Annotated in this window: 24 protein-coding genes, 1 tRNA gene and 1 pseudogene; 10 read left to right on the top strand and 16 right to left on the bottom strand. The window is 39.5% G+C overall.

The genetic code is table 11. The features are described from left to right. Positions 1-10: 10 nt before the first annotated feature. From fis to GQR45_RS03285, 7 genes are all read left to right on the top strand, one after another. Positions 11-301, top strand: a complete 291-nt coding sequence (gene fis, locus GQR45_RS03315) for a DNA-binding transcriptional regulator Fis (protein WP_002957804.1) — start codon at positions 11-13, stop codon at positions 299-301. Between the two features lie 191 nt (positions 302-492). After that, positions 493-2,079, top strand: a complete 1,587-nt coding sequence (gene purH, locus GQR45_RS03310) for a bifunctional phosphoribosylaminoimidazolecarboxamide formyltransferase/IMP cyclohydrolase (protein ID WP_007586526.1) — start codon at positions 493-495, stop codon at positions 2,077-2,079. A 106-nt stretch (positions 2,080-2,185) separates the two neighbouring features. Next, on the top strand, positions 2,186-3,007 hold the full coding sequence (locus tag GQR45_RS03305; protein ID WP_149593807.1) for a class I SAM-dependent methyltransferase: 822 nt from the start codon (positions 2,186-2,188) through the stop codon (positions 3,005-3,007). Positions 3,008-3,022: 15 nt separating this feature from the next. Then, a complete protein-coding gene (gene purD / locus GQR45_RS03300; RefSeq protein WP_165725127.1) occupies positions 3,023-4,306 on the top strand; it encodes a phosphoribosylamine--glycine ligase in 1,284 nt (427 codons plus the stop codon). 112 nt (positions 4,307-4,418) lie between these two features. Beyond that, positions 4,419-6,959 carry an EAL domain-containing protein gene (locus tag GQR45_RS03295; RefSeq protein ID WP_165725126.1) on the top strand — a complete coding sequence of 847 codons (2,541 nt, stop codon included), beginning with the start codon at positions 4,419-4,421 and terminating at the stop codon, positions 6,957-6,959. Positions 6,960-6,981: 22 nt separating this feature from the next. Next, positions 6,982-7,791, top strand: coding sequence for a DUF2797 domain-containing protein (locus GQR45_RS03290; RefSeq protein WP_010553372.1), 810 nt, complete (start codon positions 6,982-6,984; stop codon positions 7,789-7,791). 6 nt (positions 7,792-7,797) lie between these two features. Then, a complete protein-coding gene (locus GQR45_RS03285; RefSeq protein WP_010553373.1) occupies positions 7,798-8,091 on the top strand; it encodes a hypothetical protein in 294 nt (97 codons plus the stop codon). Positions 8,092-8,104: 13 nt separating this feature from the next. Here GQR45_RS03285 and GQR45_RS03280 read toward each other — a convergent pair whose 3' ends face one another. The 6 genes from GQR45_RS03280 to GQR45_RS03255 form a co-directional block, all read right to left on the bottom strand. Continuing rightward, a complete protein-coding gene (locus GQR45_RS03280; protein WP_010553374.1) occupies positions 8,105-9,022 on the bottom strand; it encodes a histone deacetylase family protein in 918 nt (305 codons plus the stop codon). 122 nt (positions 9,023-9,144) lie between these two features. Then, positions 9,145-10,686, bottom strand: a complete 1,542-nt coding sequence (locus tag GQR45_RS03275) for a serine hydrolase (RefSeq protein WP_007586502.1) — start codon at positions 10,684-10,686, stop codon at positions 9,145-9,147. A gap of 15 nt (positions 10,687-10,701) precedes the next feature. Then, positions 10,702-11,196: a gamma-glutamylcyclotransferase family protein gene (locus GQR45_RS03270; protein WP_101217085.1), complete on the bottom strand. Its 495-nt coding sequence runs from the start codon at positions 11,194-11,196 to the stop codon at positions 10,702-10,704. A gap of 26 nt (positions 11,197-11,222) precedes the next feature. Next, positions 11,223-11,861 carry a LysE family transporter gene (locus tag GQR45_RS03265; RefSeq protein WP_007586498.1) on the bottom strand — a complete coding sequence of 213 codons (639 nt, stop codon included), beginning with the start codon at positions 11,859-11,861 and terminating at the stop codon, positions 11,223-11,225. A gap of 11 nt (positions 11,862-11,872) precedes the next feature. Beyond that, entirely contained in the window at positions 11,873-12,646 is a 774-nt protein-coding gene (locus GQR45_RS03260) for a hypothetical protein (RefSeq protein WP_165725125.1), read from the bottom strand. 29 nt (positions 12,647-12,675) lie between these two features. After that, entirely contained in the window at positions 12,676-13,161 is a 486-nt protein-coding gene (locus tag GQR45_RS03255) for a CreA family protein (RefSeq protein WP_165725124.1), read from the bottom strand. Between the two features lie 207 nt (positions 13,162-13,368). Here GQR45_RS03255 and GQR45_RS03250 point away from each other — a divergent pair, with 207 nt between their 5' ends. Next, complete coding sequence (locus GQR45_RS03250) at positions 13,369-13,698, top strand: 5-carboxymethyl-2-hydroxymuconate Delta-isomerase (RefSeq protein WP_002957818.1); 330 nt, start codon at positions 13,369-13,371, stop codon at positions 13,696-13,698. A 320-nt stretch (positions 13,699-14,018) separates the two neighbouring features. On the opposite strand, the gene GQR45_RS03245 is transcribed toward GQR45_RS03250, so the two are convergent. The 4 genes and pseudogenes from GQR45_RS03245 to GQR45_RS03230 all read right to left on the bottom strand — a co-directional run bounded on the left by GQR45_RS03245 (position 14,019) and on the right by GQR45_RS03230 (position 16,022). After that, positions 14,019-14,095 (bottom strand) — tRNA-Ile (locus GQR45_RS03245). 255 nt (positions 14,096-14,350) lie between these two features. Beyond that, positions 14,351-14,847 (bottom strand): annotated as a pseudogene (locus GQR45_RS03240) (hypothetical protein). 377 nt (positions 14,848-15,224) lie between these two features. Beyond that, a complete protein-coding gene (locus tag GQR45_RS03235) occupies positions 15,225-15,383 on the bottom strand; it encodes a YqaE/Pmp3 family membrane protein (protein ID WP_002957822.1) in 159 nt (52 codons plus the stop codon). Between the two features lie 72 nt (positions 15,384-15,455). After that, positions 15,456-16,022 carry a BON domain-containing protein gene (locus tag GQR45_RS03230; protein ID WP_007586486.1) on the bottom strand — a complete coding sequence of 189 codons (567 nt, stop codon included), beginning with the start codon at positions 16,020-16,022 and terminating at the stop codon, positions 15,456-15,458. A 328-nt stretch (positions 16,023-16,350) separates the two neighbouring features. Here GQR45_RS03230 and GQR45_RS03225 point away from each other — a divergent pair, with 328 nt between their 5' ends. Continuing rightward, positions 16,351-17,019 (top strand): LiaF domain-containing protein, encoded by a 669-nt coding sequence (locus GQR45_RS03225; protein WP_165725123.1) that lies wholly within the window; start codon positions 16,351-16,353, stop codon positions 17,017-17,019. Between the two features lie 38 nt (positions 17,020-17,057). On the opposite strand, the gene GQR45_RS03220 is transcribed toward GQR45_RS03225, so the two are convergent. Then, positions 17,058-17,474, bottom strand: a complete 417-nt coding sequence (locus GQR45_RS03220) for a VOC family protein (protein WP_165725122.1) — start codon at positions 17,472-17,474, stop codon at positions 17,058-17,060. A 276-nt stretch (positions 17,475-17,750) separates the two neighbouring features. Here GQR45_RS03220 and suhB point away from each other — a divergent pair, with 276 nt between their 5' ends. After that, positions 17,751-18,554, top strand: coding sequence for an inositol-1-monophosphatase (gene suhB, locus GQR45_RS03215; protein WP_002957826.1), 804 nt, complete (start codon positions 17,751-17,753; stop codon positions 18,552-18,554). Between the two features lie 53 nt (positions 18,555-18,607). Here the strand turns inward: suhB and GQR45_RS03210 are convergent, their stop codons facing one another. From GQR45_RS03210 to tgt, 5 genes are all read right to left on the bottom strand, one after another. Further along, entirely contained in the window at positions 18,608-19,417 is an 810-nt protein-coding gene (locus tag GQR45_RS03210) for a transporter substrate-binding domain-containing protein (RefSeq protein ID WP_165725121.1), read from the bottom strand. A 322-nt stretch (positions 19,418-19,739) separates the two neighbouring features. Then, on the bottom strand, positions 19,740-20,687 hold the full coding sequence (gene secF / locus GQR45_RS03205; protein WP_007586474.1) for a protein translocase subunit SecF: 948 nt from the start codon (positions 20,685-20,687) through the stop codon (positions 19,740-19,742). 9 nt (positions 20,688-20,696) lie between these two features. Continuing rightward, positions 20,697-22,556 (bottom strand): protein translocase subunit SecD, encoded by a 1,860-nt coding sequence (gene secD / locus GQR45_RS03200; RefSeq protein ID WP_007586473.1) that lies wholly within the window; start codon positions 22,554-22,556, stop codon positions 20,697-20,699. A 19-nt stretch (positions 22,557-22,575) separates the two neighbouring features. Beyond that, the gene (gene yajC, locus GQR45_RS03195) at positions 22,576-22,911 is read right to left on the bottom strand and encodes a preprotein translocase subunit YajC (protein WP_007586472.1); all 336 of its coding nucleotides are present in this window, start codon (positions 22,909-22,911) and stop codon (positions 22,576-22,578) included. Positions 22,912-22,936: 25 nt separating this feature from the next. Next, the gene (gene tgt, locus GQR45_RS03190; RefSeq protein WP_007586471.1) at positions 22,937-24,064 is read right to left on the bottom strand and encodes a tRNA guanosine(34) transglycosylase Tgt; all 1,128 of its coding nucleotides are present in this window, start codon (positions 24,062-24,064) and stop codon (positions 22,937-22,939) included. Between the last annotated feature and the right edge of the window lie 115 nt (positions 24,065-24,179).

Genomic DNA, 24,179 nt, shown 5'->3' with positions numbered 1-24,179 from the left:
AGACTTAATAATGTTCGAACAAAACGTGACTTCTCCATTTATCACTAACCCTCATGTTCAGTCACACGAGAAACCGCAGCCATTGCGTGATGCAGTAAAAAAAGCTGTTCACCACTATTTAAAGCAGCTTAACGGTCAAGATGTGCAAGACGTTTACGACCTTGTTCTTTCAGAGCTAGAAGCGCCATTACTTGAAGAAGTAATGACATATACACGTGGTAACCAAACTCGTGCAGCAATTTTACTAGGTATCAACCGTGGTACTTTACGTAAAAAGCTTAAAAAATACGGCATGAACTAATATGCTGGCTGTGATTTATCACAGCTAATTATTAAAAAAGCACCCTAGGGTGCTTTTTTTATGCCCGTAGTTTAATAGCCGAGTTGCAAAATGCTCACCCTCATCGGCGCTTTATAAGTCGTTTTTTGAGTTGTAATCAGTTAAAATGCCCGCTTCTAAGCTAGCTCATTAACTGAGGAAATCAAACTACAATGGATACTCATCGTCCCATTCGTCGCGCACTATTAAGTGTGTCTGATAAAACCGGTATTGTTGAATTTGCCCGCGCACTAGAAGCGCAAGGCGTTGATATATTATCAACTGGCGGCACATGTAAACTACTTGCTGATAACGGCATAAAAGTGACTGAAGTATCAGATCACACAGGCCACCCTGAAATCATGGATGGTCGCGTAAAAACTCTTCACCCAAAAATTCACGGCGGCATATTAGCCCGTCGCGGACAAGATGAAAGCGTAATGGCAGATAACAACATTTCTGCTATCGACATAGTTGTAGTTAACTTATACCCCTTTGCGAATACAGTCGCTCAAGAAAACTGCAGCCTTGAAGATGCTATTGAAAATATTGATATTGGCGGCCCTACAATGGTTCGTGCAGCCGCTAAAAACCACAAAGACGTAACAATCGTGGTAAACGCGAGTGACTACGACCGTGTTATTAGTGAAATGCAAAACAATAATGGCTCTACTACATATAAAACACGTTTTGACTTAGCGATTGCAGCTTACGAGCACACTGCCGCATACGATGGCATGATTGCTAACTACTTCGGTAAAATGGTTCCTGATTACACCGAGGAAGCTGCTGTAGAGACTAAATTCCCACGTACTATCAATATGCAGTTCACTAAAAAGCAAGATATGCGTTACGGTGAAAACTCACATCAAGATGCTGCTTTTTATGTTGAAAGTGACATTGCTGAAGCATCAGTTGCAACAGCAACTCAATTGCAAGGTAAGGCCCTTTCGTTTAACAACATTGCAGATACCGATGCAGCACTTGAATGTGTTAAAGAATTTGACGTACCTGCGTGCGTAATTGTAAAACATGCTAACCCGTGTGGTGTTTCAATTGGGGACAATATTCTACAAGCATACGAGCGCGCTTTTAAAACAGACCCTACATCAGCATTTGGTGGCATTATTGCCTTTAACCGAGAGCTAGATGCAGCAACTGCACAAGCAATTGTTGATCGTCAGTTTGTTGAAGTAATTATCGCACCTAGTATTTCGAGCGACGCTGCAAAAATTGTTGAAGCTAAAAAGAACGTTCGTTTATTAGAATGTGGGCAGTGGACAGGTAAAGCAGCTGGCCAAGATATTAAACGCGTTAACGGCGGTATTTTAGTTCAAGACCGCGATTTAGGCATGGTAACGCAAGGCGACTTAAAAGTTGTTTCTAAGCGCCAGCCTACAGAGCAAGAACTTAAAGATTTACTATTTTGTTGGAAAGTAGCTAAGTTTGTTAAATCAAACGCAATTGTTTATGCCCGTGACGGTATGACCATTGGTGTAGGCGCAGGCCAAATGAGCCGCGTATACTCAGCTAAAATTGCAGGCATAAAAGCTGCAGACGAAAACCTTGAAGTTAAAGGCTCAGTTATGGCGTCTGATGCGTTCTTCCCATTCCGTGATGGAATTGACGCAGCAGCAGCCGCAGGTATTACTGCGGTAATTCAGCCAGGTGGCTCAATGCGTGATGAAGAAGTGATTGCAGCTGCTGATGAAGCTGGCATGGCAATGGTACTTACTGGTATGCGCCATTTCCGCCACTAATCACACAAAGGGTTAAACGTTGGTTTAACCCTTTTTGTTTGCTATAAATTCACGTATTCTGATTATTCAATAACCTATTTAAAATTATAATGTGAAGGAACAAACAATGAAATTTGCGCTAAAATCGCTACTTGTAGCCACACTAACGATGACATCGACTATGGCGCTTAGCCATAACCACGAATCGAGCCTTGAGCATGCACTTCAATCAAGCGAACGTAGCGCTAAAAACAGCGTTCGTGACGAATATCGTCACCCAGCTCAAACACTTGCATTTTTTGGCTTTAAACCCACTATGACAGTTGTTGAAATTGCGCCAGGCGGTGGTTGGTATAGTGAAATTTTAGCGCCAGCACTAAAAGAGCAAGGCACTTATTATGCCGCGCACTTTCCTGCTGATTCATCAGTTGGCTACTACCAACGCTCTCTTGCGGGCTTTAAACAAAAAGTAGCTGAAGATGAGCGCTTTAGTAGCGTTAAAATTACTGAGTTTGCACCTGTAACACATTTAGATATTGCGCCAGCTGGCAGTGCCGATATGGTTTTAACTTTCCGTAATGTACATAACTGGTATATGGGCAAAGATAAAAGCGGTGCATTAAGTGCATTCCAAGCTTTTTATAAAGCCCTTAAACCAGGTGGTACATTAGGTTTAGTTGAACACCGTTTAGCTGAAGAACGTGCTGACGAAGATCAAAAAACATCAGGTTATATGAAGCAGAGCTACGTAGTAGACCTTGCTGAGCAAGCTGGGTTTGAATTAGTAGCAAGCAGTGAAATAAATGCAAATCCAAAAGATACAGCCGATCACCCTAAAGGTGTATGGACGCTACCACCAAGCTTAAGACTCGGCGAACAAGATGCTGACAAATATAAAGCCATTGGTGAAAGCGACCGCATGACGCTGAAATTTAAGAAACCGCTTTAAATAGGAATTTTCGCCATGAATGTTTTAGTCATTGGCAGCGGCGGCCGCGAACACGCACTTGCGTTTAAAGCCGCTCAAAACACCAAAGTAAATACTGTATTTGTAGCCCCTGGTAATGCAGGTACTGCACTTGAACCAAAACTTGAAAACGTAGCAATAAACGTTGACGACTTAGAGGGTTTACTTAGTTTTGCACAGCAAAACAAGGTAGAGCTTACTATTGTAGGTCCAGAAATACCGTTAGTACTGGGTGTTGTTGATAAGTTTCGTGAACATAACATGGCTATTTTTGGCCCAACGGCAGGCGCAGCCCAGCTTGAAGGCTCTAAATCGTTTACTAAAGATTTTTTAGCGCGCCACAATATTCCATCAGGCGATTATCAAACGTTTGAACAAATTGACCCTGCCCTTGCTTATTTAAAAGAAAAAGGCGCGCCAATTGTTGTAAAAGCAGATGGTTTGGCTGCGGGTAAAGGCGTAATTGTAGCAATGACGGAAGCCGATGCCGAAGATGCTATTCGCGACATGCTTGCGGGTAATGCTTTTGGCGATGCGGGAAGCCGTGTTGTTATTGAAGAATTTTTAGAGGGTGAAGAAGCGTCTTTCATTGTAATGGTTGATGGCAAAAACGTATTACCATTTGCTACCAGTCAAGACCATAAACGCGCTTACAATGGCGATGCCGGTCCTAACACGGGTGGCATGGGTGCATACTCACCTGCGCCAGTTGTTACGGATGAAATCCACCAGCGTATTATGAACGAAGTGATCTACCCTACGGTAGAAGGCATGGCAAGCGAAGGCCATCCGTACACAGGATTTTTATACGCAGGTTTGATGATTGACGAAACAGGTACCCCTAAAGTAATTGAGTACAACTGTCGCTTTGGCGACCCTGAAACTCAACCAATGATGCTACGTTTACAATCAGACTTAGTTGAATTGATTGAAGCTGCTAACCGTGTAGAACTTGATAAAACAACGATTAAGTTTGACCCACGCGCAGCCGTTGGTGTTGTACTTGCAGCTAAAGGTTACCCTGGTGATTACCCTAAAGGTGATGCAATTTCGGGGCTAAAAGTTGATTACCCTGCGGGTGAAAAAGTGTTTCATGCGGGTACTAAGCAAAGTGGCAATGACGTTGTAACCGCAGGCGGTCGCGTATTATGCGCAACAGCACTTGGTAACACTGTTACAGAAGCGCAGCAGCGCGCCTATGAGCTTGTTAAACAAATTAGCTGGGATGGTATGGAATATCGTACTGATATAGCTTACCGTGCTATTGCACGTGAGCAATAGCCTGTAATACCTATTCATTGGTATAACCAGTTAATTTAACTACAAAAGCGCAGTTTATCTGCGCTTTTTTAGTGCTACACTAATTAAAAGGTTTTTTAAAAGTAAATTAACGTTGGAACTAAGAACTTTACGTTACCATGCAATTGCTGTTGCCATACTGATATTTATATTTTTTATAATCAGTACATTGGCATCGAACCTTGTCGTGCCTACACGATATACAATTGATAAAACGGCTCCAATGTACCTCGATTACGCCTACTATATTGACGAAACCAAAACTAAAACATTCGATACCATCATTAACCAACCTGAATTACTTACTCATCAACCATTTTCAGATGTTCCATGGAGTTTTAGCCAGCAAAACTATTGGTTGTTTCTTGATTTAGAAAATAAAAGCCTTAACAAGCAAAATATTGTGGCACATTTTGACAACCCTATGGTCGATCACCTTACGGTTTATCGCCTCGATAAAAACAACAAACTAATTGAAACATACAAACTCGGCGATAAAGAAGAAGCCCTCTCTTTGTTTGAATACAGCGTACCGCATATTCGTTTTTTAGTAGAAAGAAAATCGTCACAGCGCCTAGTAATGAAAATAGACACAGTCGGCATAAGTAAAACACCTGTAAACTTATATCGTGATAAAGAGTTTATTGACTTAGTGCGCTCTCAAACTGGGATCTGGGGTATTTTTGTAGGCGTGCTATTGATGGCTGCGCTTTATAACTTGGTGCTTTATTTTGGCATAAAAGACCGTGTTTATTTAATTTATATTGGCTATATCATTAGTGCGTTAACCTTATTGGGTGCAGTGCTTGGTTTTGGATTTTATTTATGGCCAGTGCAATGGCAGTTATATATTCACGAAAAAGTCATATTTTTTAACTACGCAATATCATTTTTCACTCTCGCCTTTTGTACTATGTTTTTACGCTATCACAAGGACAATTGCTGGCGATACAAAATGAGCGTAAAACTGCTTTTGTTTATGTCAGTAATGGCTATAGCTAGTTTATTTATTCCTGAGTACATTGCAGCCCCGTTGTTTTTTTGTGTAATGGCACTTTTATACGTTGTTTGTATTATTTTAATTTATAACAAGCTACGTAGCGGCTTTAGGTGGGCTAAGTTTTATGTACTTTCGTGGATACCACTGATATTTGGTGCGGTAATACAGCCTATGGAGCTCACTGGCTTTTTGGCTTATAGCTTTACCTCCCGCCATGCCTTTTTAATGGCTATTTTGTGCGAAGTTATTTTAATGGCAATGGCGTTAGCAGACCGAGTAAGGTATCAGCGCGAACGTGCGCTTTACCATGCCACGCACACACAACAAACAAAGTTACTTAATAGCTCCAAGCTAAAACAAGCATTTATGGCGCTACAAAGCCAAAACCGCTCAACAACTTTATGTTTAATAAAAATACGTCACTTTAATTCGCTCAATACAATTATTACCTCTTCTCAGGGCTACACACTTATAAAGCATGTAGCCAAAGAGCTTGAATTAGAACTCAGCCATGAACGCGAATTTACAAACCTCGAAACAGATTTAAACACCAGCCCACGCTTAGCCGATTTAAGCAGTGGCGTATTTGCCTGTATTTCTACTAAAACACAAAACCAAGAAATGCTAGAAGCACTACTGACTAAAATAATTAGCAGCCTACCAAAACAATATGAAATTAAAGGGCTAAACCTGCAGCTTAGTTACAGTATAGGTATTAGTAGTGCAGGTAAGAGTAACGACTTTGAATATTGGTTAAAGCGTGGTTATTTAGCGCTTAAAAAAGCAAAAGGTAGCGTTAATCAAGTTGGGTCATCGTCAAACGGTAATAATCTAATGATGGACGTTGCTCTAGCCGCTAAGCTGCAACAAGCCATCAAAACAAATCAACTGGCACTTTATTACCAACCTCAAATAAACTTATTAAGTAACCACGTAAGTGGTGCTGAAGCTTTATTACGTTGGCCCGACCCAACTTACAGCAACTTATCAATTGAAGAACTAATAATACTTGCTGAGCACACAGGCATTATTAACGAGCTAACACTGTGGGTAATAGAGCAAGCCTGTAAAGACATAGTCAAGCTTACAAAAAATGGCTATAACGAGCACACAATTAGCGTAAATTTAAGCGCTAAAAACTTAACTATAAATAACTTAGCCGAAAAAGTAGAAAATATTTTAATTAAATACCAAGTGCCGGCACAGTTACTTAAATTTGAACTAACCGAATCGGCCTTCGTAGATAGCCAGGATGCACTTATAAAGTTAGTTGATGAGCTAACCGCATTAGGTATTAAAGTAGTACTGGATGACTTTGGGACAGGCTATGCGTCACTTAGCTACTTAGTCAATTATCACTTTAGTGAACTTAAAATAGATAAGTCATTTGTTTTTGATTTACCTAATAACCCTACTCACCAGGTTATTGTACAAACAGCCATTGATATGGCGCATAACCTCAATTTATCAATAACAATTGAGGGGGTAGAAACCCAAGAAATCCATCACTTACTCAAAGATATGAACGCTGACTACGCCCAAGGTTATTTATACGCAAAAGCACTGCCTTACACCGACTATTTACACTTCTTAAAAAGCCAATATAGCTTAAAAATGTTAGACTCCTCTTTTTAACATCTTTAGGGGCCAAGTAAAGATGCAAGGCACACTGCGTAAATTAAAATCGAGCTTAACCGAACCAGTACAATATCACTTACCTGTAGGTGAACACCTAGTAGACTTAAATGCATTTATAGGTAAGGAGCTTACGCTTACCTTTAGTGGCACTATTTTATGTTCTAACTGCGGTAAAAAAACCAAAAAAAGCTATTCTCAAGGTCACTGTTTTGTATGCATGCGCAAGCTCGCTAGTTGCGATATGTGTATTATGAAACCAGAAACCTGCCACTACGATCAAGGCACTTGCCGAGAGCCACAGTGGGGCGAAGAAAACTGCATGATCCCACACTATGTATATCTCGCTAACACCTCTGGGTTAAAAGTAGGTATTACCCGCCACACACAAATACCGACTCGTTGGGTTGATCAAGGCGCGACTCAGGCATTACCTATTTTTAAAGTGCAAACTCGCCTGCAATCAGGTTTAGTGGAAGTTGCATTGGCTGAATTTATTGCCGATAAAACTAATTGGCGCAATATGCTAAAAGGTCAAAACGAAGCGATTGACTTAAAAGCAGCTGCAGCCGAGCTGATCCCACAAATTAGTGAAAAGCTAAACGAGCTCAGTGAATTATTTGGCGCAACAGCAATAGAACAACTTGATGAAGATGTGGTTGATTTAAACTTTCCAGTAACCGAATACCCAACAAAAATCAGCTCATTTAACTTTGATAAAGACCCTGTTGTAAGTGGTGTTTTACAAGGTATTAAAGGCCAATACTTAATTTTTGAAAAAGGCGTTATTAATATTCGTAAATTTACGTCTTATGAAGTAACCGTAGGCTAACGGGCTATGCTAAACAGCTACCCACAGTTATTGGTTATTTATAATGAGCTTGAGATAGCCCATAACCAACAAGAGCAACAAGAGTGCTTACACAGCGTTATGCAAAGTGAACTAAGCGATGTGCGAGTACTTAATAAGCAAGGTGACTACCTTAATTTACAAGGCACTGCTTGCCCTGAATTGAATGGCGAGCAACTAGCACAGCTTGTTACAGCTTACTTATTAAATGAAGGACAATGCTGCCTTGGTAAAATCAAAACCCTAAGCACAGCGCAAGCGTTTGATTTATTAGGGCTATAAACACTCTCTTTATTTAGATATCAGTAAGCACTTTTATATGCGCTACAGCACTGCGACCTAAAGCTGATAGCGCATAGCCACCTTCTAAGTACGAAATAACACCTTTGCAGCCGCCCTCTTTAGCAACACCACATAGTTGCTCGGTAAGCCAAATGTAGTCATCCTCTACAAACTTTAAGCTCGCCATATCATCTTCTAGGTGTGCATCAAACCCTGCGCTTATAAAAAGTAATTCAGGCTTAAACGCTTTTAATTTTGGTAGCCATTGCCCAGTAAACACTTCTTTTAGGTCGTCGCCATTACTAGCAATTGGCAGAGGTGAATTAACTATATGACTATTATTTTTAACCGCTGTATTTGGGTAAAACGGATACTGAAATAACGAACAAAGCAGTACGTTTTCGTCATCAATAAAAATGTCTTGTGTGCCATTCCCATGGTGTACATCAAAGTCAGCAATCGCAATCCGCTTAATCCCTTTGCTTTGTGCGTACTTAACGGCAATAGCTAAGTTATTAAACACACAAAACCCAGATGATGAATCCTTATTAGCATGATGCCCTGGCGGGCGTACTGAGCAAAAAGCAGCATCGAGTTTATCAGCAAGTATTTCATCAACAGCTAACAACCCGGCACCTACTGCCCGCTCAATCGCTTTAAACGAATCGGGGCACAACCACGTATCGCCATCTAAATTAGCGAGTCCTTCGGTTGGGAGTGTAGTTTCTACGTGCTTAACTAAAGCTTCATCGTGAGCAAGTAAATAATGTTCACGCTCAGCCTTAGGTGCCTGCAGGTGTGTTAAGCCAACATCTACACCGCTGGCTAATAACCTGTCGGTAATTGCATCTAAGCGCTCTGGGCACTCAGGATGGTCGTCTATCATTTTATGCTTACGGCAATGAGGATGTGAAATAACTGCTGTACGCATAAAATGCTCCTAGCCAAAGTAAATTGAGTGTTTAATATAACAAAGCCACCTAATGGTGGCTTTGCGACTTTGGTGTATATCGATACTTTAAATATCGGTACTTTAAATACTAATGTTATTAGCTATTTTGCTTTTAAATGCAGGTTTCTAAAATCAAAGCTAAAGTCGGTAACTTGTGTTGATACTGCACGCATTTTAGCGCTGTTTACACGGTTTTGTGAGCTCATTTCAAAACGAATAAACGCATCCGCTTCAAGCAGCTTTTCATCCCACTTAACTATAAATGTATTACCAGTGTAATGCTCAAGAGTGCCTTTTAAGCGCTTGGTATGCGTAAAATCAATATGTAACTTACTATCAAGCTGTTCAATAATTACATCGCCATACCAATCATCATGTAATGTACCGGTATAGTTAATATTTGGTAATTGTGGTTGGTAGTCAGCGGGTGCTTCTGGTTTTGCATTAGCGTACGCGTGTTGCTTACCTTCAAAATGACTTTTAGCTAAATCCTCTACCCAGTCTTTATCTTCAAGCTCAAGCGCATCTTCAAGTACTTCATGGGTTACCGCCGAAAGCGCACCAAAAGCTTGTTGATTAGATAAAATAACAATACCAAGTTTTTTCTCAGGCAATAAAGTAACTTGCGATACCATCCCTAAAATACCACCGCCATGACCTAGCTTTTTAAAGCCGTGGTAGTCTTCAATACTCCAACCTAACCCATAACCCCTAAACTGCTGATGATACGATTCAAACGCACTTTTAGACGCCATAGACGTAATATGTGGGTGCCACATTTGCGCTTGTTGCTTTTCGCTAAACAGCTGCTCGCCACTTGGCATTTTACCGCCCGCTAATTGCGTACGAAGCCATTGGCTCATGTCGCTTACACTTGAAGCAATGGCACCTGCGCCTCTAAAATCTTCTAAGTAATTCACAAAAAATGGATGAAGCGTGCCATCCATAGGAATATGACCTGTCGCCCAATTTTTATTACTTTTTGGAATACGTGAAAATCCCGCGCGTGAGTTATCCATGTGCAGCGGCTGTAATATATTTTTTTCGATGTAATCGTTCCAGCTGATACCCGACACACGTGCAACCACCTCACCAGCGGTAACAAACATCAAGTTGTTATAAGCATACTTACTACGAAAACTGCTCGCTGGTTTTAAATACTGTAATCCCGCTAAAATTTCATCAACTGACTTATCGGTACTTGGCCAAATCATTAAATCGCCCTGCCCAAGCCCTAGCCCACTGCGGTGACTTAATAAATCACGAATACGCATTTCGCGTGTTACGTATGAGTCGTATAATCTAAACTCTGGTAAATGATCAATTACGCGGTCATCCCAGCTTAACTTCCCCTCATCAACCAACTTGGCAAGCGCTGCTGTTGTAAACGCTTTCGTGTTTGAAGCAATACCAAACAAGGTGTCTTTGTTTACTTTTTTGTTGGTATCGAGGTTAGTTACACCAAAGCCTTTAGCAAATATTACTTTATCGTTTTCAACAATGGCGACTGCCATACCGGGTACGTCAAAACGCGCCATTGACGCTTTAATAACGTCATCAATTTTGTTGGTATCAACTTGTGCCCAGCTACTAAACGAAGTGCCTGCTAGTAGTGCAATTGCGGCAAGTTTGGTTAATTTCATATCAATCCTATTTTATTATTTTTGATGAACTGCAAATTCAATTGCTGCGCGCTCTTGATTGGTATCGCTTTTTTGTGCGCGATTTAATATCGCATCACTGTATTCTTTTGGTACGCCCGCTTCAAGTGATCCGCGATGAACGTGTTTTATGTACCAATCGTATGGGAGTACATCGCTGTCATGGGTATTAGCTATATAACAATGTGCAGTTACAGTCTCACCCGTTAAAAGCGTTGGGGCTATATCTACGCAGTCGTAACCTATGCCCTCAATACCATCTAAAATAACTTTTTCATCTTCATTAAGCTCATAAATAACGCCGTAAACCAGCGCGCCTTCTTTATCGCTTGGGCAAATACTGCATTTGCCAGAGCCATCTTTAAATAGCATATCAAAAGTTAGCTCGTAACCTTTAAGTACCGCTGTTCCTACACGCTTTACATTAGGTAAGCGCGCTAACAAACGATTAGATGACATATTAGAGCCAAACGAAAAATTATATAACGGCATTTTATCTCCTGTACTTTTTAAATAAGTTAAATAACAACACGTACTGCAAGGGCAATTAAAATAACGCCAATTCCACGGTCAAACCAATAACCGCGTTGTTGGAAAAAACCCCTTACATTATTTCTAGAAAGTATTATTGAAAGCATTGAAAACCACGCCCAAGTAGCCAATGCCATGTACACACCGTAACCGACCTGTACGCTAGTCGGTGTTGTTGGGCTAATCACGAGTGTAAATAACGACATAAAAAATAACGTGGCTTTTGGGTTTAATGCATTTGTGAAAAAGCCGCGCCTAAAAGCAAGCCAAACGGATTCTTCTTGGACGGTTTTGTTTTCAACATCTTTTGCAGCCTCGCCTTCATTACTTGCTGGAGGTTTTGCAGCTCTGAGTGCTTGTACGCCTAAATAAGCTAAATATGCACCGGCAAGATACTTAAGCGCCATAAATAAACTAGGCGATTGCGTTAAAATAAGCGCAACACCTAAAACGCAATAGGCAACGTGCAGTAAAATAGCAGCGCCAACACCGGCGCTTGTCCACAATGCATTGCGCCTTCCTTGTTGCACACTTTGCTTAAGTACTACGGCAAAGTCGGGCCCTGGGCTTGCTACTGCAAAAAAATGAGCAATAACAATCAGTAAAAATTCATCTAAGTATTCCACGCAGATCCTTGCTAGTTTGGCGAATAAGCTAATAACAGCGGGTTAGCCGAGTTATTTACCAATGCTTTAATTTCTTTTTGCGCTTTTTTAAACTGACCACGTAAATGCGGCTTTAAATGCTTTTTAGACACTTTATCGTTTTTAAAGTAGCTAATCAGGGCATGCATAAATACCGTATGTGTTTCACTTAACTTAGCTTCACGGTTAGCGTATGGATTATAACAAGAGCCACAACCGCCTTTAAACTGATACACCGTGTTGCTCATCATCACACCAAATCCTAAAAAACAGGCAAGTGCATCGGCAGCTTGTGGTAAATACTCCCTACCTCCTGGCGGTAGCACCCCAACGTGATGAATAAGTATGGTGGCCAGAGTACCCGCATAACTTGCCACTAAATCTTGTGGCTGATTAATCTGATTAGGATTAAAAGAGATACTGACCTTATGGCTTGGCGGCACAATTAGATGGCTGCCTTCGCCACGTATTCCATCACTAAATTCAAAGTGCGGAAAAACTTGCGGTTGTAACTGCTGAGGTGCGACTAATTGAATAGGCCATGCATTCATACCCGCGTAATTAGTAACGCGGGTAAAAACATTACTCGCCATTTCCTCAATGCTCGATACCGAATCAGGGAAAAAAGTGGCCGTTGGCAGTATTATTTGAGTGTGCTTTGTAAAAAATTCAGCATCAAAGTTTTCTACAGCCCAAATAAATGTATCAATAAGCCATTGCTGCTCTTGATCTTCCAATAAAGGTGCCGATTTAAATAAAGCTAACATAAGGTGCTCTTATAAGTTTTAGTGCTAGTTTAGTTTTTTTGTGTAAGCGCCCAATCCCACGCTTGAGTATTGTATAGCGGCACTGTTGATAGTGCATGGTGGTGGCTACCACTGGATTCTTTAGTTGAATACGATAAGTACAATAAAGTACGATTCTCAGCATCGTAAATACGGCGCACTTTTAGTGATTTAAATAATATACTTTTAGATGATTTAAATATCACTTCACCTGACTTACTGCGGTCTATTTTTTGTAGCTGCTGCGCTGTAATAGGCCCGGTTTGACGACACGCTATAGACATATCAGACGGATCAGAAAAGTCCAAATTAGCCTCTATATGACTAATATGACAAGTAACACCTTTAAGGATTGGATCTTGCTGCGAATTAACCACAACATCTTTAGTTGTAAATAATCCCAGACTTACCGATGCAACATCGTCAGAGCAAGCACTTAATGTAACAACTGCACCTGTAAGTAAAGCTAAACGTCTAAATTTTTGTGGTAATTTCATACTTATCCTTAATTAATATATAAGTAACTTAACACCTACGTTACTAAGCGAAGGTTCACCTGTTTGTTTTTATACTAACATCAAAAATAAATACGACTAAATTAGTTTAAAGTAAAGATTTTAGATAGCTCAGGGTTTAGCGAACCCTGTTGTATTTGATACAATTAACTCTCGCTCATGCAGTAACTCATAATAGGAAACGCCTAAATGCCGCACATTATTATTGAACACTCAGAAGACCTCCCTGTTTTACCACAAGTACTGGTAGAAAAAATTCATACTACCGCTTTCGAAAGTAACTTATTTGAATTAGAAACCATCAAAACACGCGCCATTGCTTATCAGCAATATCAACTTGGCGCAGGAAAATCAGGGTTTATACATATCGCGGTACATATTTTAGCGGGACGCTCAATTGAGCAAAAACAAATGTTAAGCGAACTATTACTTTCATGCTTAAAAACATACTGCAGAGCATCAGACAGTTTAAGCGTAAATATTTACGATATTGAGCATGAGATATACCGTAAAAATTAGTTAACTCTTGTAGTTTTGAGCAATAGAAGTAAACACTAGCAAGTAAAAAGCCCCAATAGGGGCTTTTTTTGTATTCTGAAATCAGATGCAGCTCATTATTATTTACAAGACAGAGCATGAATAGCGTCCGATCTAACGCTGGAATTTAATAGTGCATTCGCACTCTTTCAAATTTAAGAAAGCTTAGCTTAATCTATGGATTAACTTTATTTAAATTATATTTATTATTAGAGGTAAATAAAGAATAATAAATTACACGATATTAAGTTCATGTAGCTTTAAATAATTTGAGTAGGTATTTTTTGGAAAGTTTGCAAAAGTGGTGGCCCCTCCCAGACTCGAACTGGGGACCTAACGATTATGAGTCGTGTGCTCTAACCAACTGAGCTAAGGGGCCAACTTTTATATAACTGCCAGGCAGTTAATTTTTGAAGCGTTCAGTCACAGAGCGACTAAAGCGGGTTGCAGTATAAAAACTTTTTAGGTGCTTGTCACTACCAAACACCTTTATTTTAACAATCAGTAAGCTAACTGCTTAAATAGTAATCTTTTAGGTGGGTATAAGCATAAAATACAAGATATTCCCCATGATATTCTCTGCATTAAATTATAAAAACCTTCCTCCCACATGTAGTCTTTTGTATTTAACGCTCTACTTTTTAAGTAAAGCTAACATATATGTGTAGGCATACATGGCTGTAAAAAATATGCTTGGGGCTACTGTAAGTGCCAAATTAGGTGTCTGATTGATTACATTCACCATAATCACTAAGCTCGATTGAACAGTAATCGGAATAATAGGCGCAAAAAGTACACCTGCTATTTTTTGTTACCTAAATACGAGGCGCTAGAGTTAATTGCATTATTGAAGCTTTGTCGTATTGCTACGTTTTGTGGTGTTTTAGAATGAAACATACAAATAACTGGAGTTACAAACGCAAGCGTTACATAACTAGACTTATACTTGTTGACGACCTTTTCTAAAATAAAAGCAAAAAACAGCGTTACAAATCCACTATACAAACCTTGTACTAATGCAGCTTGAAGCGTGACCGATTTAGCAATATCTGCCGAACTGTTCGCCCAGTAGGCCCAGCTAAAATAAAAAACGAATGACACAACGCCTGACAGTATAAGTCGAATATTCAATTAGCTACCTCAATATGCGTAAAAGCTTGGTTTAATGATAACACTAGAAGTGATGGTAATATTGTCACTAAATAATAGAGTAATTAATCGCGTATTGTAGATATATAAACAAACTAATGTTAAAGATTTCCTAACTGGCATCAATACAGAATCAGAACACTGCAGTTAGTTAGAAAGCTTAATTGAAGTAAGCAATGGTTTGGCTGAGGGAATTTTGGGAGTGAGTTACAAGAAATAATCACTTAGTTTGAGTAAATTAAAAATTAGATTTTGATAAAAAATATTTAATTTAAAAACTAATATTGTGAGCCGAACAGTACTGTGGCAATTGTATCATTAGGCCTCAGTAGTCGGCTTACACAATATATAATCTGTCATTATTTTTTCGCAATAATGTAGATTGCATGTATTAAACCTGGGAAATAACCTAGCAGTGTTAATAAAATATTTAACCAAAAATGCATACCTAAGCCAACTTGCAAAAACACACCTAATGGCGGTAATAAAACCGAAAGTATTATACGAATAATATCCATGACTAAACTCCATTTAAATTAAGCATTAAAAAGGCGTAAAGCCCAGTGTTAGTGGGCCTTAACTATACTGTATTATTCAGCAACAATAGCTAGTTTATCAACTACGTCACGAACATCTTCAGCATTTTTAGCAATTTTAACTGCTAGTTGTTTTTCAGCTTCAGACTCTACTGAACCGTTCAGAGTTACAATACCGTTGTCGGTATCAACATCAATGTCTGTACCACCTACTTCTGAGTCAAACAGGAAGCGAGTTGTGATTACAGTGGTGATTTTAGCGTCCGTTAGGTCGTTATCATCATCGTCCATCATGTCATTGCTTTTATCTTTGGTATCCATGCTTTTAACAACAGTAAGGCTGTTATCAACATCAGATACACCATCTAGGCTAAGTACAAGTTCTTCTGCTAGCTCTTTATCAAGCTCGCTATTAACTTTACCAGTAAGTACTACTTTGCCATTTTTTACATCAGTGTTAATGTCAAAGTTGTTTAGATTAGTGTTCATAAGTAGAACTGTTTCTGCCTTACCATCAATCCAAGCATCTTTACTTTCGTTTTCCCAGCTGTTTGCTTGGGCACCCATAGCCGTAGTACCAAGAACTAGAGCTGCGATAATAGACTTGTTAAATGTTTTCATAATCTTTCTCCTTTTGATTAAAGACACTTTAACTAATGCGAGCTTTGGGCCAACTTTATTTATACTTAAATTTCAATAGGTTGAGTTTATTTTGGAGTGAGGCATTATCTATAGTTGTGTAACTATTTACAGGCTACTCGGTAAAACTTTCTCAAATAGTGAAAATAGCTAGATAATTGCATTTTTGGTTAATCTATCGTTAATATAACAAAATAAAAAACATCATTATAAATTAACCTACTGATAATTAAGGTGATTATATTTGGTGCGTGCTTTGCATATAAACATCAAGAGCAGTATCAATAGTAAATATAATAAGGAATGCCCCATGTCTGTAAAAGTTGAAGACCGCCCAATAGAGCAAGTACGCGAACAAGTGATTGACCAATTAATTTATAATTACAGTCATGGGGTTATTTCTGTTGATGCATTTGAAAGACGACTCGATAACGCGATGGATGCACCTAATAACGACGCTCTTTTAGCCTTAGTAGAAGACTTAACACTTAATACCGATCAGCAATATAAAGCAGAAAAACAATCGCAATTTAAACCACATTATAGTGCACAGCAAAACAGTGATGATGATTTTACATTACGCAGTATTTTAGGCTCTAACGAACGAAGCGGTCAGTGGGTCGTGCCAAAAAATATATATTTAAGTAACTTTATGGGATCGGTGGTACTTGATTTTACTGATGCCATTTTTGCGCATCAAAATGTAACTATTCACGTTAACTGTATTTTTGGTAGCGATGAGATTTACGTACCAGAGCATGTAAATGTAGTGTCTAAAATGTTTTGTATTTTAAGTAGTCTTGAAAATAAATCTGTGTCGCTTAACAAACGCCAAGGTCCTACTATTCATATTGAAGGAAAGGCAGTTATGGGATCGGTTGAAGTAAAAATAAAGCGCACAATTAAAGAAAAATTTATGAGCTTTGCAAATGAGCTAAAAACCCAGTTTGGCACGGGTAATAATAACCGCTCACTATAATTGAGTAGCAGCACTTTAGCGTGCTGCTGAGTATTTTATTATAAATCGTTATTTCGCTCGCTTGGTACATCACTTAAATACTCTACAAATTCCACCTCAAACCCGGCGGGATCAATAAAGTAGACATTCTTTCTGAAAGGATTCTCGCTACCTTGCTTGCTTACTGTAAAACCCACTTTATTTAAGCGCATTACTACTGCGCTTAAATTATTAGTTACATAAGCAAAGTGTGCAAAACCAATTTGATGGCCCGATAAGTTTCTGTTTTCACCCTCACCATGGCTGCTTATCGCAATGTAATGCGTGTCATCTCCAAAGTGTACCCAGCGTCTTGGTTTTCCATGCCAATCGCCTCTGCCCTCACTTCTAATCGACCAATGTGGAAATACAGCGCGATAAAATTTAAGCATGCTATCTATATCACTCGCGACTAAGTTTACGTGCTCTAAATACATAATGTTGTCCTATCAATTAAGTTAGGATTACGATAAAACCTCAAGCTAACTTTAGGTAAAGCGTTATTTAAAATTAATTAAATTTAATTAACACACAAAGGAACATAATGACTTATTAGTTGCTCATTATTATTTTTTAAAAATATAGACACTTTTCAATCTTGTATAAAAAACAAACATAAGTATTTAGGGTTTATTGTTTACTTTATGTCAAAAGTCGCTAAAATACGCCGGCTGAAATATATAAACGTTCTTTTACAACCCAAAGGTAATACCATGCATCCAATGTTAAACATTGCGGTTCGCGCTGCGCGCAACGCAGGCAAAATTTTACTTCGCGCAAGTGAAGATTTATCAAAAGTTGAAGTGCAACAAAAAGGCGCTAACGACTTAGTAACTAACATTGATAAAGAAGCCGAAGCCGTAATTCGTGACACTATTTTACAGTCTTACCCTACTCACTCTATTGTTGGTGAAGAATTAGGTGAGCATAAAGGCAAGGATGATGATTACCAATGGATTGTAGATCCTATCGATGGAACAACTAACTTCATCAAAGGTATCCCTCATTACGCGGTTTCTATCGCACTTAAAGTTAAAGGTCGTTTAGACCAAGCTGTTATTTATGATCCAATTCGTGGTGAGCTTTTCACTGCATCTCGCGGTCAAGGCACTCAGTTAAACAGCAAACGTCTACGTGTTAGCAAAACTACGGTTCTTGCAGGCACTGTACTTGCTACTGGTTTCCCTTTCAAAAACAAAAACCACATGGATGCATACACTGAAGCGTTTAAAGCATTATTTGTACACACTGCAGACATTCGCCGCGCTGGTTGTTCTGCTTTAGATATGGCATACGTTGCAGCTGGCCGTGTTGATGGATTTTTTGAAATTGGTTTAAAACCTTGGAACTCTGCTGCAGGCGAACTTATGGTTAAAGAAGCGGGCGGTATGGTTGTAGATTTCGCTGGTGGTAATAACTATAACCACAGCGGCAATATTATCTGTGGTTCACCAAAATTGACTCAAGCAATTATTCGTGAAATTCGTCCAGTACTAACTGAGTCGTTACTTCGCTAATTTGATGCTATTAATAGCATGCTAAAAAGGAGCTCAGGCTCCTTTTTTTGTGCCTAAAAATAAGGGTTATCGAGCTTAATCTCTATCGTTTTGCCTTTTGTATAAGGTAGTGTATTTAAATCCTTTGCGAAGTATTCATTAAATAATGCGTCAAACTCACCGCTTTCCTGCATCATTATTAATCCCTCTTCAACAGCCTTTGCTAATTCAGGTTTACTCTTAGTCACAAAGTAATAAATACCGGTTGGATAACTTATGTATAAATTAGGCACGATTACTAAATTACTTTGTTTGTTTTCAATAAGCTCAGAGTTAACCTCAATAAACGAACGAGGAAAGTAATCTATTCGACCACGGCTCGTTAAAGTGAACATGGCTTGGTAGTTAGTAAGCGGCCTTACATGTAATCCGTTATAGGACATTATTCTTGTATCTGGCCAGTTGTGCCCTTGTACAGCCGAAAACGTAGCTAGCTGCTCAATATTTTTTACCTTTTTAAAGCGCGCCAAGTTTTGCTTATTAGTTAATAAAGCTCGCTTACCTATATAGCCTTTAAATAGTGGTATTTTTATTGCCAAAGCAAGCGCCTCTCGCTCTGGACTACTCATACTCCAATACATGTCTAATTCGTTATCATCTAGGTTTATTAGCTTACGCTTTTGCAGTTCTGATATGGGGGTCATTCGGATAACACCGGAGTAGTTAACACTTTCAAGTGCACGTACTAATAACTCATTGAGGTACTCCTCTCGTGCGTTTTGGGTATCTTGCTTTTGAGCAACATTAATTATTTGCTCTTGCGCCACGAGTGCAAAACTTACGAACAAACTAAATACACTGATAGAAACTTTTATTGGTAACATAATAATTACCTGCTTTATTTAAATTACCTATTATTGGCTGAAAGGCTAAACACTTCTAAAGCATCCCTTGAGCACATAAATAAATAGATAACTAGAGCGATAACACTTGGCTTATTTTAGCCTCAGTGGCCGGTGACTTAACCTATGGCGATTTATATATTATTGCAAAAAGGTCCTACCGATTCACACTACAAAGTTAGCACTGTTTTCGTAAGCTTGCACTGTTACATCCGCTAATGAAAACTTAGACGCCTGAATAATTAATAAATTGCAGGTATAAAAAAACCGCTCATAGGAGCGGTTTTTATTTAATGAGACTCTACTACGGCATTGCGTCTAGGTCTGCACCTTCTTTTTCAATTACTTCTGGTATTAAGTCTTCTTTGCTTACGCCCATTGCTATAGCAACAGAGCTTGCAACATAAATCGAAGAATAAGTACCAATAAACACACCAAACAGCAATGCAGTTGCAAAGCCATGAATGGTTTGTCCGCCCCATGCAAACAAAGCAATTAATACTAAAATAGTGGTGATTGAAGTTACAAGTGTACGGTTAAGTGTTTGCGTAAGTGAAATATCAATAATTTCTACTGTATCGTCAATGCGTACTTTACGGAAGTTTTCACGAATACGGTCAGATACAACAATCGTATCGTTAAGTGAATAACCTATTACCGCAAGAATTGCCGCTAATATAGTTAAATCAAACTCTAAACCTAATATCGAAAATAAACCCACAGTAATAATAACATCGTGTAGTAGTGCACCTACCGCACCCACAGCAAAGCGCCATTCAAAACGAAATGCAACGTAGATTAAGATACAAATAAGTGCAGTTAACATGGCAAGGCCACCCTGCTCTTTTAAGTCTTCACCTACACTTGGGCCCACAAACTCAATACGGCGCATTACTACGCTGTCATCAGCTTTTTTAAGCGCATCGATTACTTGGTTACCAATTACTTCAGCTTTAACATCACTACCGCGCGGTGCTAAACGAACTAAAATCTCTTGGCTTGAACCAAATAGTTGTACTGATGCATCAGCAAAACCATTATCAGCTAGCGCAGCACGTACTTTTTTAAGGTCTGCTGGCTGTGAAAAACCAACTTCTACCGCAGTACCGCCGGTAAAATCTAAACCAAAATTTAGACCTTTAACAAAAACTGATGCAAACGACGCTAAAATTAATAACGTCGAAAAACCCATAGCCACTTTACGAAGAGACATGAAACGAAGGGTTCTACTACCCAAACTTAAAATTTGCATGTCAGCTCCTTAAATCGAAAGTTTATCAATACGTTTACCACCAACAAATAAGTTGATTACCGCACGGGTACCAACAATGGCTGTAAACATTGAAGTTAAAATACCAATCGCAAGTGTCACTGCAAAGCCCGCAATCGGACCTGTGCCTACTGCAAACAGTATAATGGCAGCGATTAACGTGGTGATGTTAGCATCAAATATAGTGCTAAATGCGCTATCGTAACCGAAATGAATCGCTTGTTGAGGGCTGCGGCCATCGGCCAGCTCTTCACGAATACGTTCAAAAATAAGTACGTTAGCATCAACTGCCATACCTACGGTTAATACAATACCTGCAATACCAGGTAGCGTAAGTGTCGCGCCTGGAATTAAGGACATAACACCAACAATCAGTACTAAGTTAGCCGCAAGCGCAAGGTTTGCAACCATACCAAAGCCTTTGTAGTACACAAGCATAAACACAAGTACAAACGCAAAACCAAGTGCAACCGCAGTCATACCCGCTTCAATATTTTCTTGACCTAAACTTGGACCTACAGTGCGCTCTTCAACAATTTGAATTGGTGCTACAAGCGCACCTGCACGAAGTAGCAAACTTAAGTTATGTGCCTCAGCTGGGTTATCGATACCTGTAATACGGAACGAGCGATCAAGACGTGCTTGAATTGTTGCTACGTTAATAACTTCTTCAACCTTAATAGGCGGAAGCGCTTTACCGTCTGCATCTTTTTTACCTGATGGCTTGTACTCAATAAATACCGTTGCCATACGCTTACCAATTGCACGTTTGGTAAAGGCATTCATTTTTGCCCCACCTTTGCTATCTAGCGTAATACTCACTTGCGGACGTTGGTATTCATCAGCGCCAGATTGCGCGCCAGTTATATGGCTGCCTTCTAGAATAATACGCTTTTTAAGTACAACAGGGTAACCGTCGCGGCTCATGATCATTTCAGTACCCGCAGGGATACGACCTTGAGCAGCTGCGCTAATATCAGCATTTTCGTCTACTTCACGAAATTCAAGTGTTGCTGTCGCGCCTAAAATTTCTTTAGCGCGTGCTGTGTCTTGAATACCAGGTAGTTGAACAATAATACGCTCAGCGCCTTGGCGTTGTACGTTAGGTTCTGCAACACCAATTTGGTTGATACGGTTACGAATAATCGTTTCATTTTGCTTGATAGCGTAGTCACGAATTTCTTTGAGTTTTTGCTCACTCATTGTCGCAAAAAATGCTTTATCGTTACTGCTGTCATCAATGTAGACATTTAGCGGGTAGCGAGTTTCTAAGAAGCTCTCTGCTGCATTTTTGTCTTCTTCAGTACGCATTTCTACACGCATACGATCGGAGCCTGCTACGCGGCGAACACTACGGTAACGTAGTTTTTCTTCGCGCAGGTCGCTACGAAAATCTTGTTCCATTTGCTCAAGCTGGTTATCAACCGCTGTTGCCATGTCGATTTCCATGGTGAAATGTACGCCACCACTTAAATCAAGACCTAGCTTCATAGGGTTACCACCAACCGCTTTTAACCAAGCTGGTTGAGCAGGTGCCATATTAATAGCAGAAATGTAATCGTCGCTCAGCGAATCACGCAGTAAATCATGCGCTTTAAGCTGTTCTTCAACATTTTTTAAACGAACTAAAATTTGCCCATCTTCAAGTATTGTCGATTTAGCGGTTACATTATTTTTTTCAAGGATTGCGTTTACTTTGTCTACAACACTGAGATCGACATCAGCGCCTTTAGCACCTGAAACTTGTATAGCCGGATCACGACCATACAAGTTTGGAGAGGCATATAAAAGGCCAATGGCTACCACAGCTAAAACAAGTAAATACTTCCAAACTGGAAACTTGTTTAACACGGGGTCGTCCTTATTATTTTTATAGCGACTTCATTGTGCCTTTTGGCAATACTGCAGATACTGCAGATTTTTGTACTGTTACTTCTGCTTGCTCGTTTAAAGAGATAACGATGAAATCTTTCTCTTCAGAAATCTTCACAATTTTACCCACTAAACCGCCTTGGGTAAGTACTTCATCGCCTTTAGCCATCATACTCATTAAGCTTTTGTGCTCTTTAACGCGCTTAGCTTGCGGGCGGTAGATTAAAAAGTAAAAAACCAAACCGAAAATAGCTAACATTATTAGCATTTCCCAACCACCGCTTGCTGCAGGTTGACCAGCTGCTGCGTGTGCATTTGAAATAAATAAACTCATGATACTTCCTCTTTAATTTTAAAGTTTAATTTTTTATATCTACTAGCTCTGGCACGTCTTGGCCTCGGCGAGCATAAAAATCTTGTACAAATTCTTCTAATTTACCTTCGCTAATTGCATTACGTAAACCTTCCATAACACGTTGATAGTAACGTAAGTTATGAATTGTGTTTAGTCGCGCACCTAAAATTTCGTTACATTTATCAAGGTGATGCAAATAAGCTCGTGAATAGTTTCCACACGTATGGCAATCACACTCAGGGTCAAGTGGCCCTGTGTCTGTTTTATGTACTGCGTTACGTATTTTAACGACACCCGTGGTAATGAATAAATGGCCGTTACGCGCATTACGTGTTGGCATAACACAGTCAAACATATCAATACCACGGCGAACAGACTCAACTAAATCCTCTGGCTTGCCTACACCCATAAGGTAGCGTGGTTTGTCTTCTGGCATTTTAAACGCACAATGATCAAGAATATTCATCATTTCGTTTTTAGGCTCGCCTACTGATAGACCACCTAATGCATAGCCATCAAAGCCAATTTCTTCTAAGCCTGCTTGCGATTGTGCACGTAATTCTGGGTACATACCACCTTGAATAATACCAAACAAAGCAGATGGATTGTCGCCATGCCCTTCTTTTGAGCGCTTAGCCCAACGAAGAGATAACTCCATAGAATCTTTAGCTTCTTTTTCAGTTGCTGGATATGGCGTACACTCGTCAAAAATCATAACGATGTCTGAGCCTAAGTCGCGCTGTACTTCCATCGACTTTTCAGGCGACATCATAATCTCATCACCATTAACTGGAGATTGAAATAACACGCCTTCTTCAGTGATTTTACGCATTGCGCCTAAGCTAAATACTTGAAAACCACCTGAGTCAGTTAAAATTGGGAAATCCCAATTCATAAAGTCGTGTAAATCACCATGTTGTTTAATGATTTCAGTACCTGGGCGAAGCATTAAATGAAAGGTATTACCTAAACATATTTGCGCACCAGTCGCTTTTACTTCATCTGGCGTCATACCTTTTACAGTACCGTAAGTACCAACTGGCATAAATGCAGGTGTTTCTATTACACCACGGTCAAAAATTAAGCGGCCGCGGCGCGCTTTTCCGTCAGTACAATCTAATTCAAATTTCATATCATCCTCAATGTCAGAAAAACAGTCCAACAAGCTATAATTTAACCGCTCGATTCTACCCTTTTTGCCTCATTAATACTATTAACTGCGATGAATTCAGTTTTGCTTATTATGC

Origin of the sequence: Pseudoalteromonas sp. SA25 (assembly GCF_011378705.1) — a bacterium.
Classification (GTDB): domain Bacteria; phylum Pseudomonadota; class Gammaproteobacteria; order Enterobacterales; family Alteromonadaceae; genus Pseudoalteromonas; species Pseudoalteromonas arctica.
This window is presented reverse-complemented; position numbering and strand designations above follow the sequence as displayed.

Excerpts from the sequence above, each read along its gene's own strand:
- fis (WP_002957804.1), top strand. The coding sequence starts at position 11 with ATGTTCGAACAAAACGTGACTTCTCCATTTATCACTAACCCTCATGTT.
- purH (WP_007586526.1), top strand. The coding sequence starts at position 493 with ATGGATACTCATCGTCCCATTCGTCGCGCACTATTAAGTGTGTCTGAT.
- GQR45_RS03305 (WP_149593807.1), top strand. The coding sequence starts at position 2,186 with ATGAAATTTGCGCTAAAATCGCTACTTGTAGCCACACTAACGATGACA.
- purD (WP_165725127.1), top strand. The coding sequence starts at position 3,023 with ATGAATGTTTTAGTCATTGGCAGCGGCGGCCGCGAACACGCACTTGCG.
- GQR45_RS03290 (WP_010553372.1), top strand. The coding sequence starts at position 6,982 with ATGCAAGGCACACTGCGTAAATTAAAATCGAGCTTAACCGAACCAGTA.
- GQR45_RS03285 (WP_010553373.1), top strand. The coding sequence starts at position 7,798 with ATGCTAAACAGCTACCCACAGTTATTGGTTATTTATAATGAGCTTGAG.
- GQR45_RS03280 (WP_010553374.1), bottom strand. The coding sequence starts at position 9,022 with ATGCGTACAGCAGTTATTTCACATCCTCATTGCCGTAAGCATAAAATG.
- GQR45_RS03275 (WP_007586502.1), bottom strand. The coding sequence starts at position 10,686 with ATGAAATTAACCAAACTTGCCGCAATTGCACTACTAGCAGGCACTTCG.
- GQR45_RS03270 (WP_101217085.1), bottom strand. The coding sequence starts at position 11,196 with ATGCCGTTATATAATTTTTCGTTTGGCTCTAATATGTCATCTAATCGT.
- GQR45_RS03260 (WP_165725125.1), bottom strand. The coding sequence starts at position 12,646 with ATGTTAGCTTTATTTAAATCGGCACCTTTATTGGAAGATCAAGAGCAG.
- GQR45_RS03255 (WP_165725124.1), bottom strand. The coding sequence starts at position 13,161 with ATGAAATTACCACAAAAATTTAGACGTTTAGCTTTACTTACAGGTGCA.
- GQR45_RS03250 (WP_002957818.1), top strand. The coding sequence starts at position 13,369 with ATGCCGCACATTATTATTGAACACTCAGAAGACCTCCCTGTTTTACCA.
- GQR45_RS03235 (WP_002957822.1), bottom strand. The coding sequence starts at position 15,383 with ATGGATATTATTCGTATAATACTTTCGGTTTTATTACCGCCATTAGGT.
- GQR45_RS03230 (WP_007586486.1), bottom strand. The coding sequence starts at position 16,022 with ATGAAAACATTTAACAAGTCTATTATCGCAGCTCTAGTTCTTGGTACT.
- GQR45_RS03225 (WP_165725123.1), top strand. The coding sequence starts at position 16,351 with ATGTCTGTAAAAGTTGAAGACCGCCCAATAGAGCAAGTACGCGAACAA.
- GQR45_RS03220 (WP_165725122.1), bottom strand. The coding sequence starts at position 17,474 with ATGTATTTAGAGCACGTAAACTTAGTCGCGAGTGATATAGATAGCATG.
- suhB (WP_002957826.1), top strand. The coding sequence starts at position 17,751 with ATGCATCCAATGTTAAACATTGCGGTTCGCGCTGCGCGCAACGCAGGC.
- GQR45_RS03210 (WP_165725121.1), bottom strand. The coding sequence starts at position 19,417 with ATGTTACCAATAAAAGTTTCTATCAGTGTATTTAGTTTGTTCGTAAGT.
- secF (WP_007586474.1), bottom strand. The coding sequence starts at position 20,687 with ATGCAAATTTTAAGTTTGGGTAGTAGAACCCTTCGTTTCATGTCTCTT.
- yajC (WP_007586472.1), bottom strand. The coding sequence starts at position 22,911 with ATGAGTTTATTTATTTCAAATGCACACGCAGCAGCTGGTCAACCTGCA.
- tgt (WP_007586471.1), bottom strand. The coding sequence starts at position 24,064 with ATGAAATTTGAATTAGATTGTACTGACGGAAAAGCGCGCCGCGGCCGC.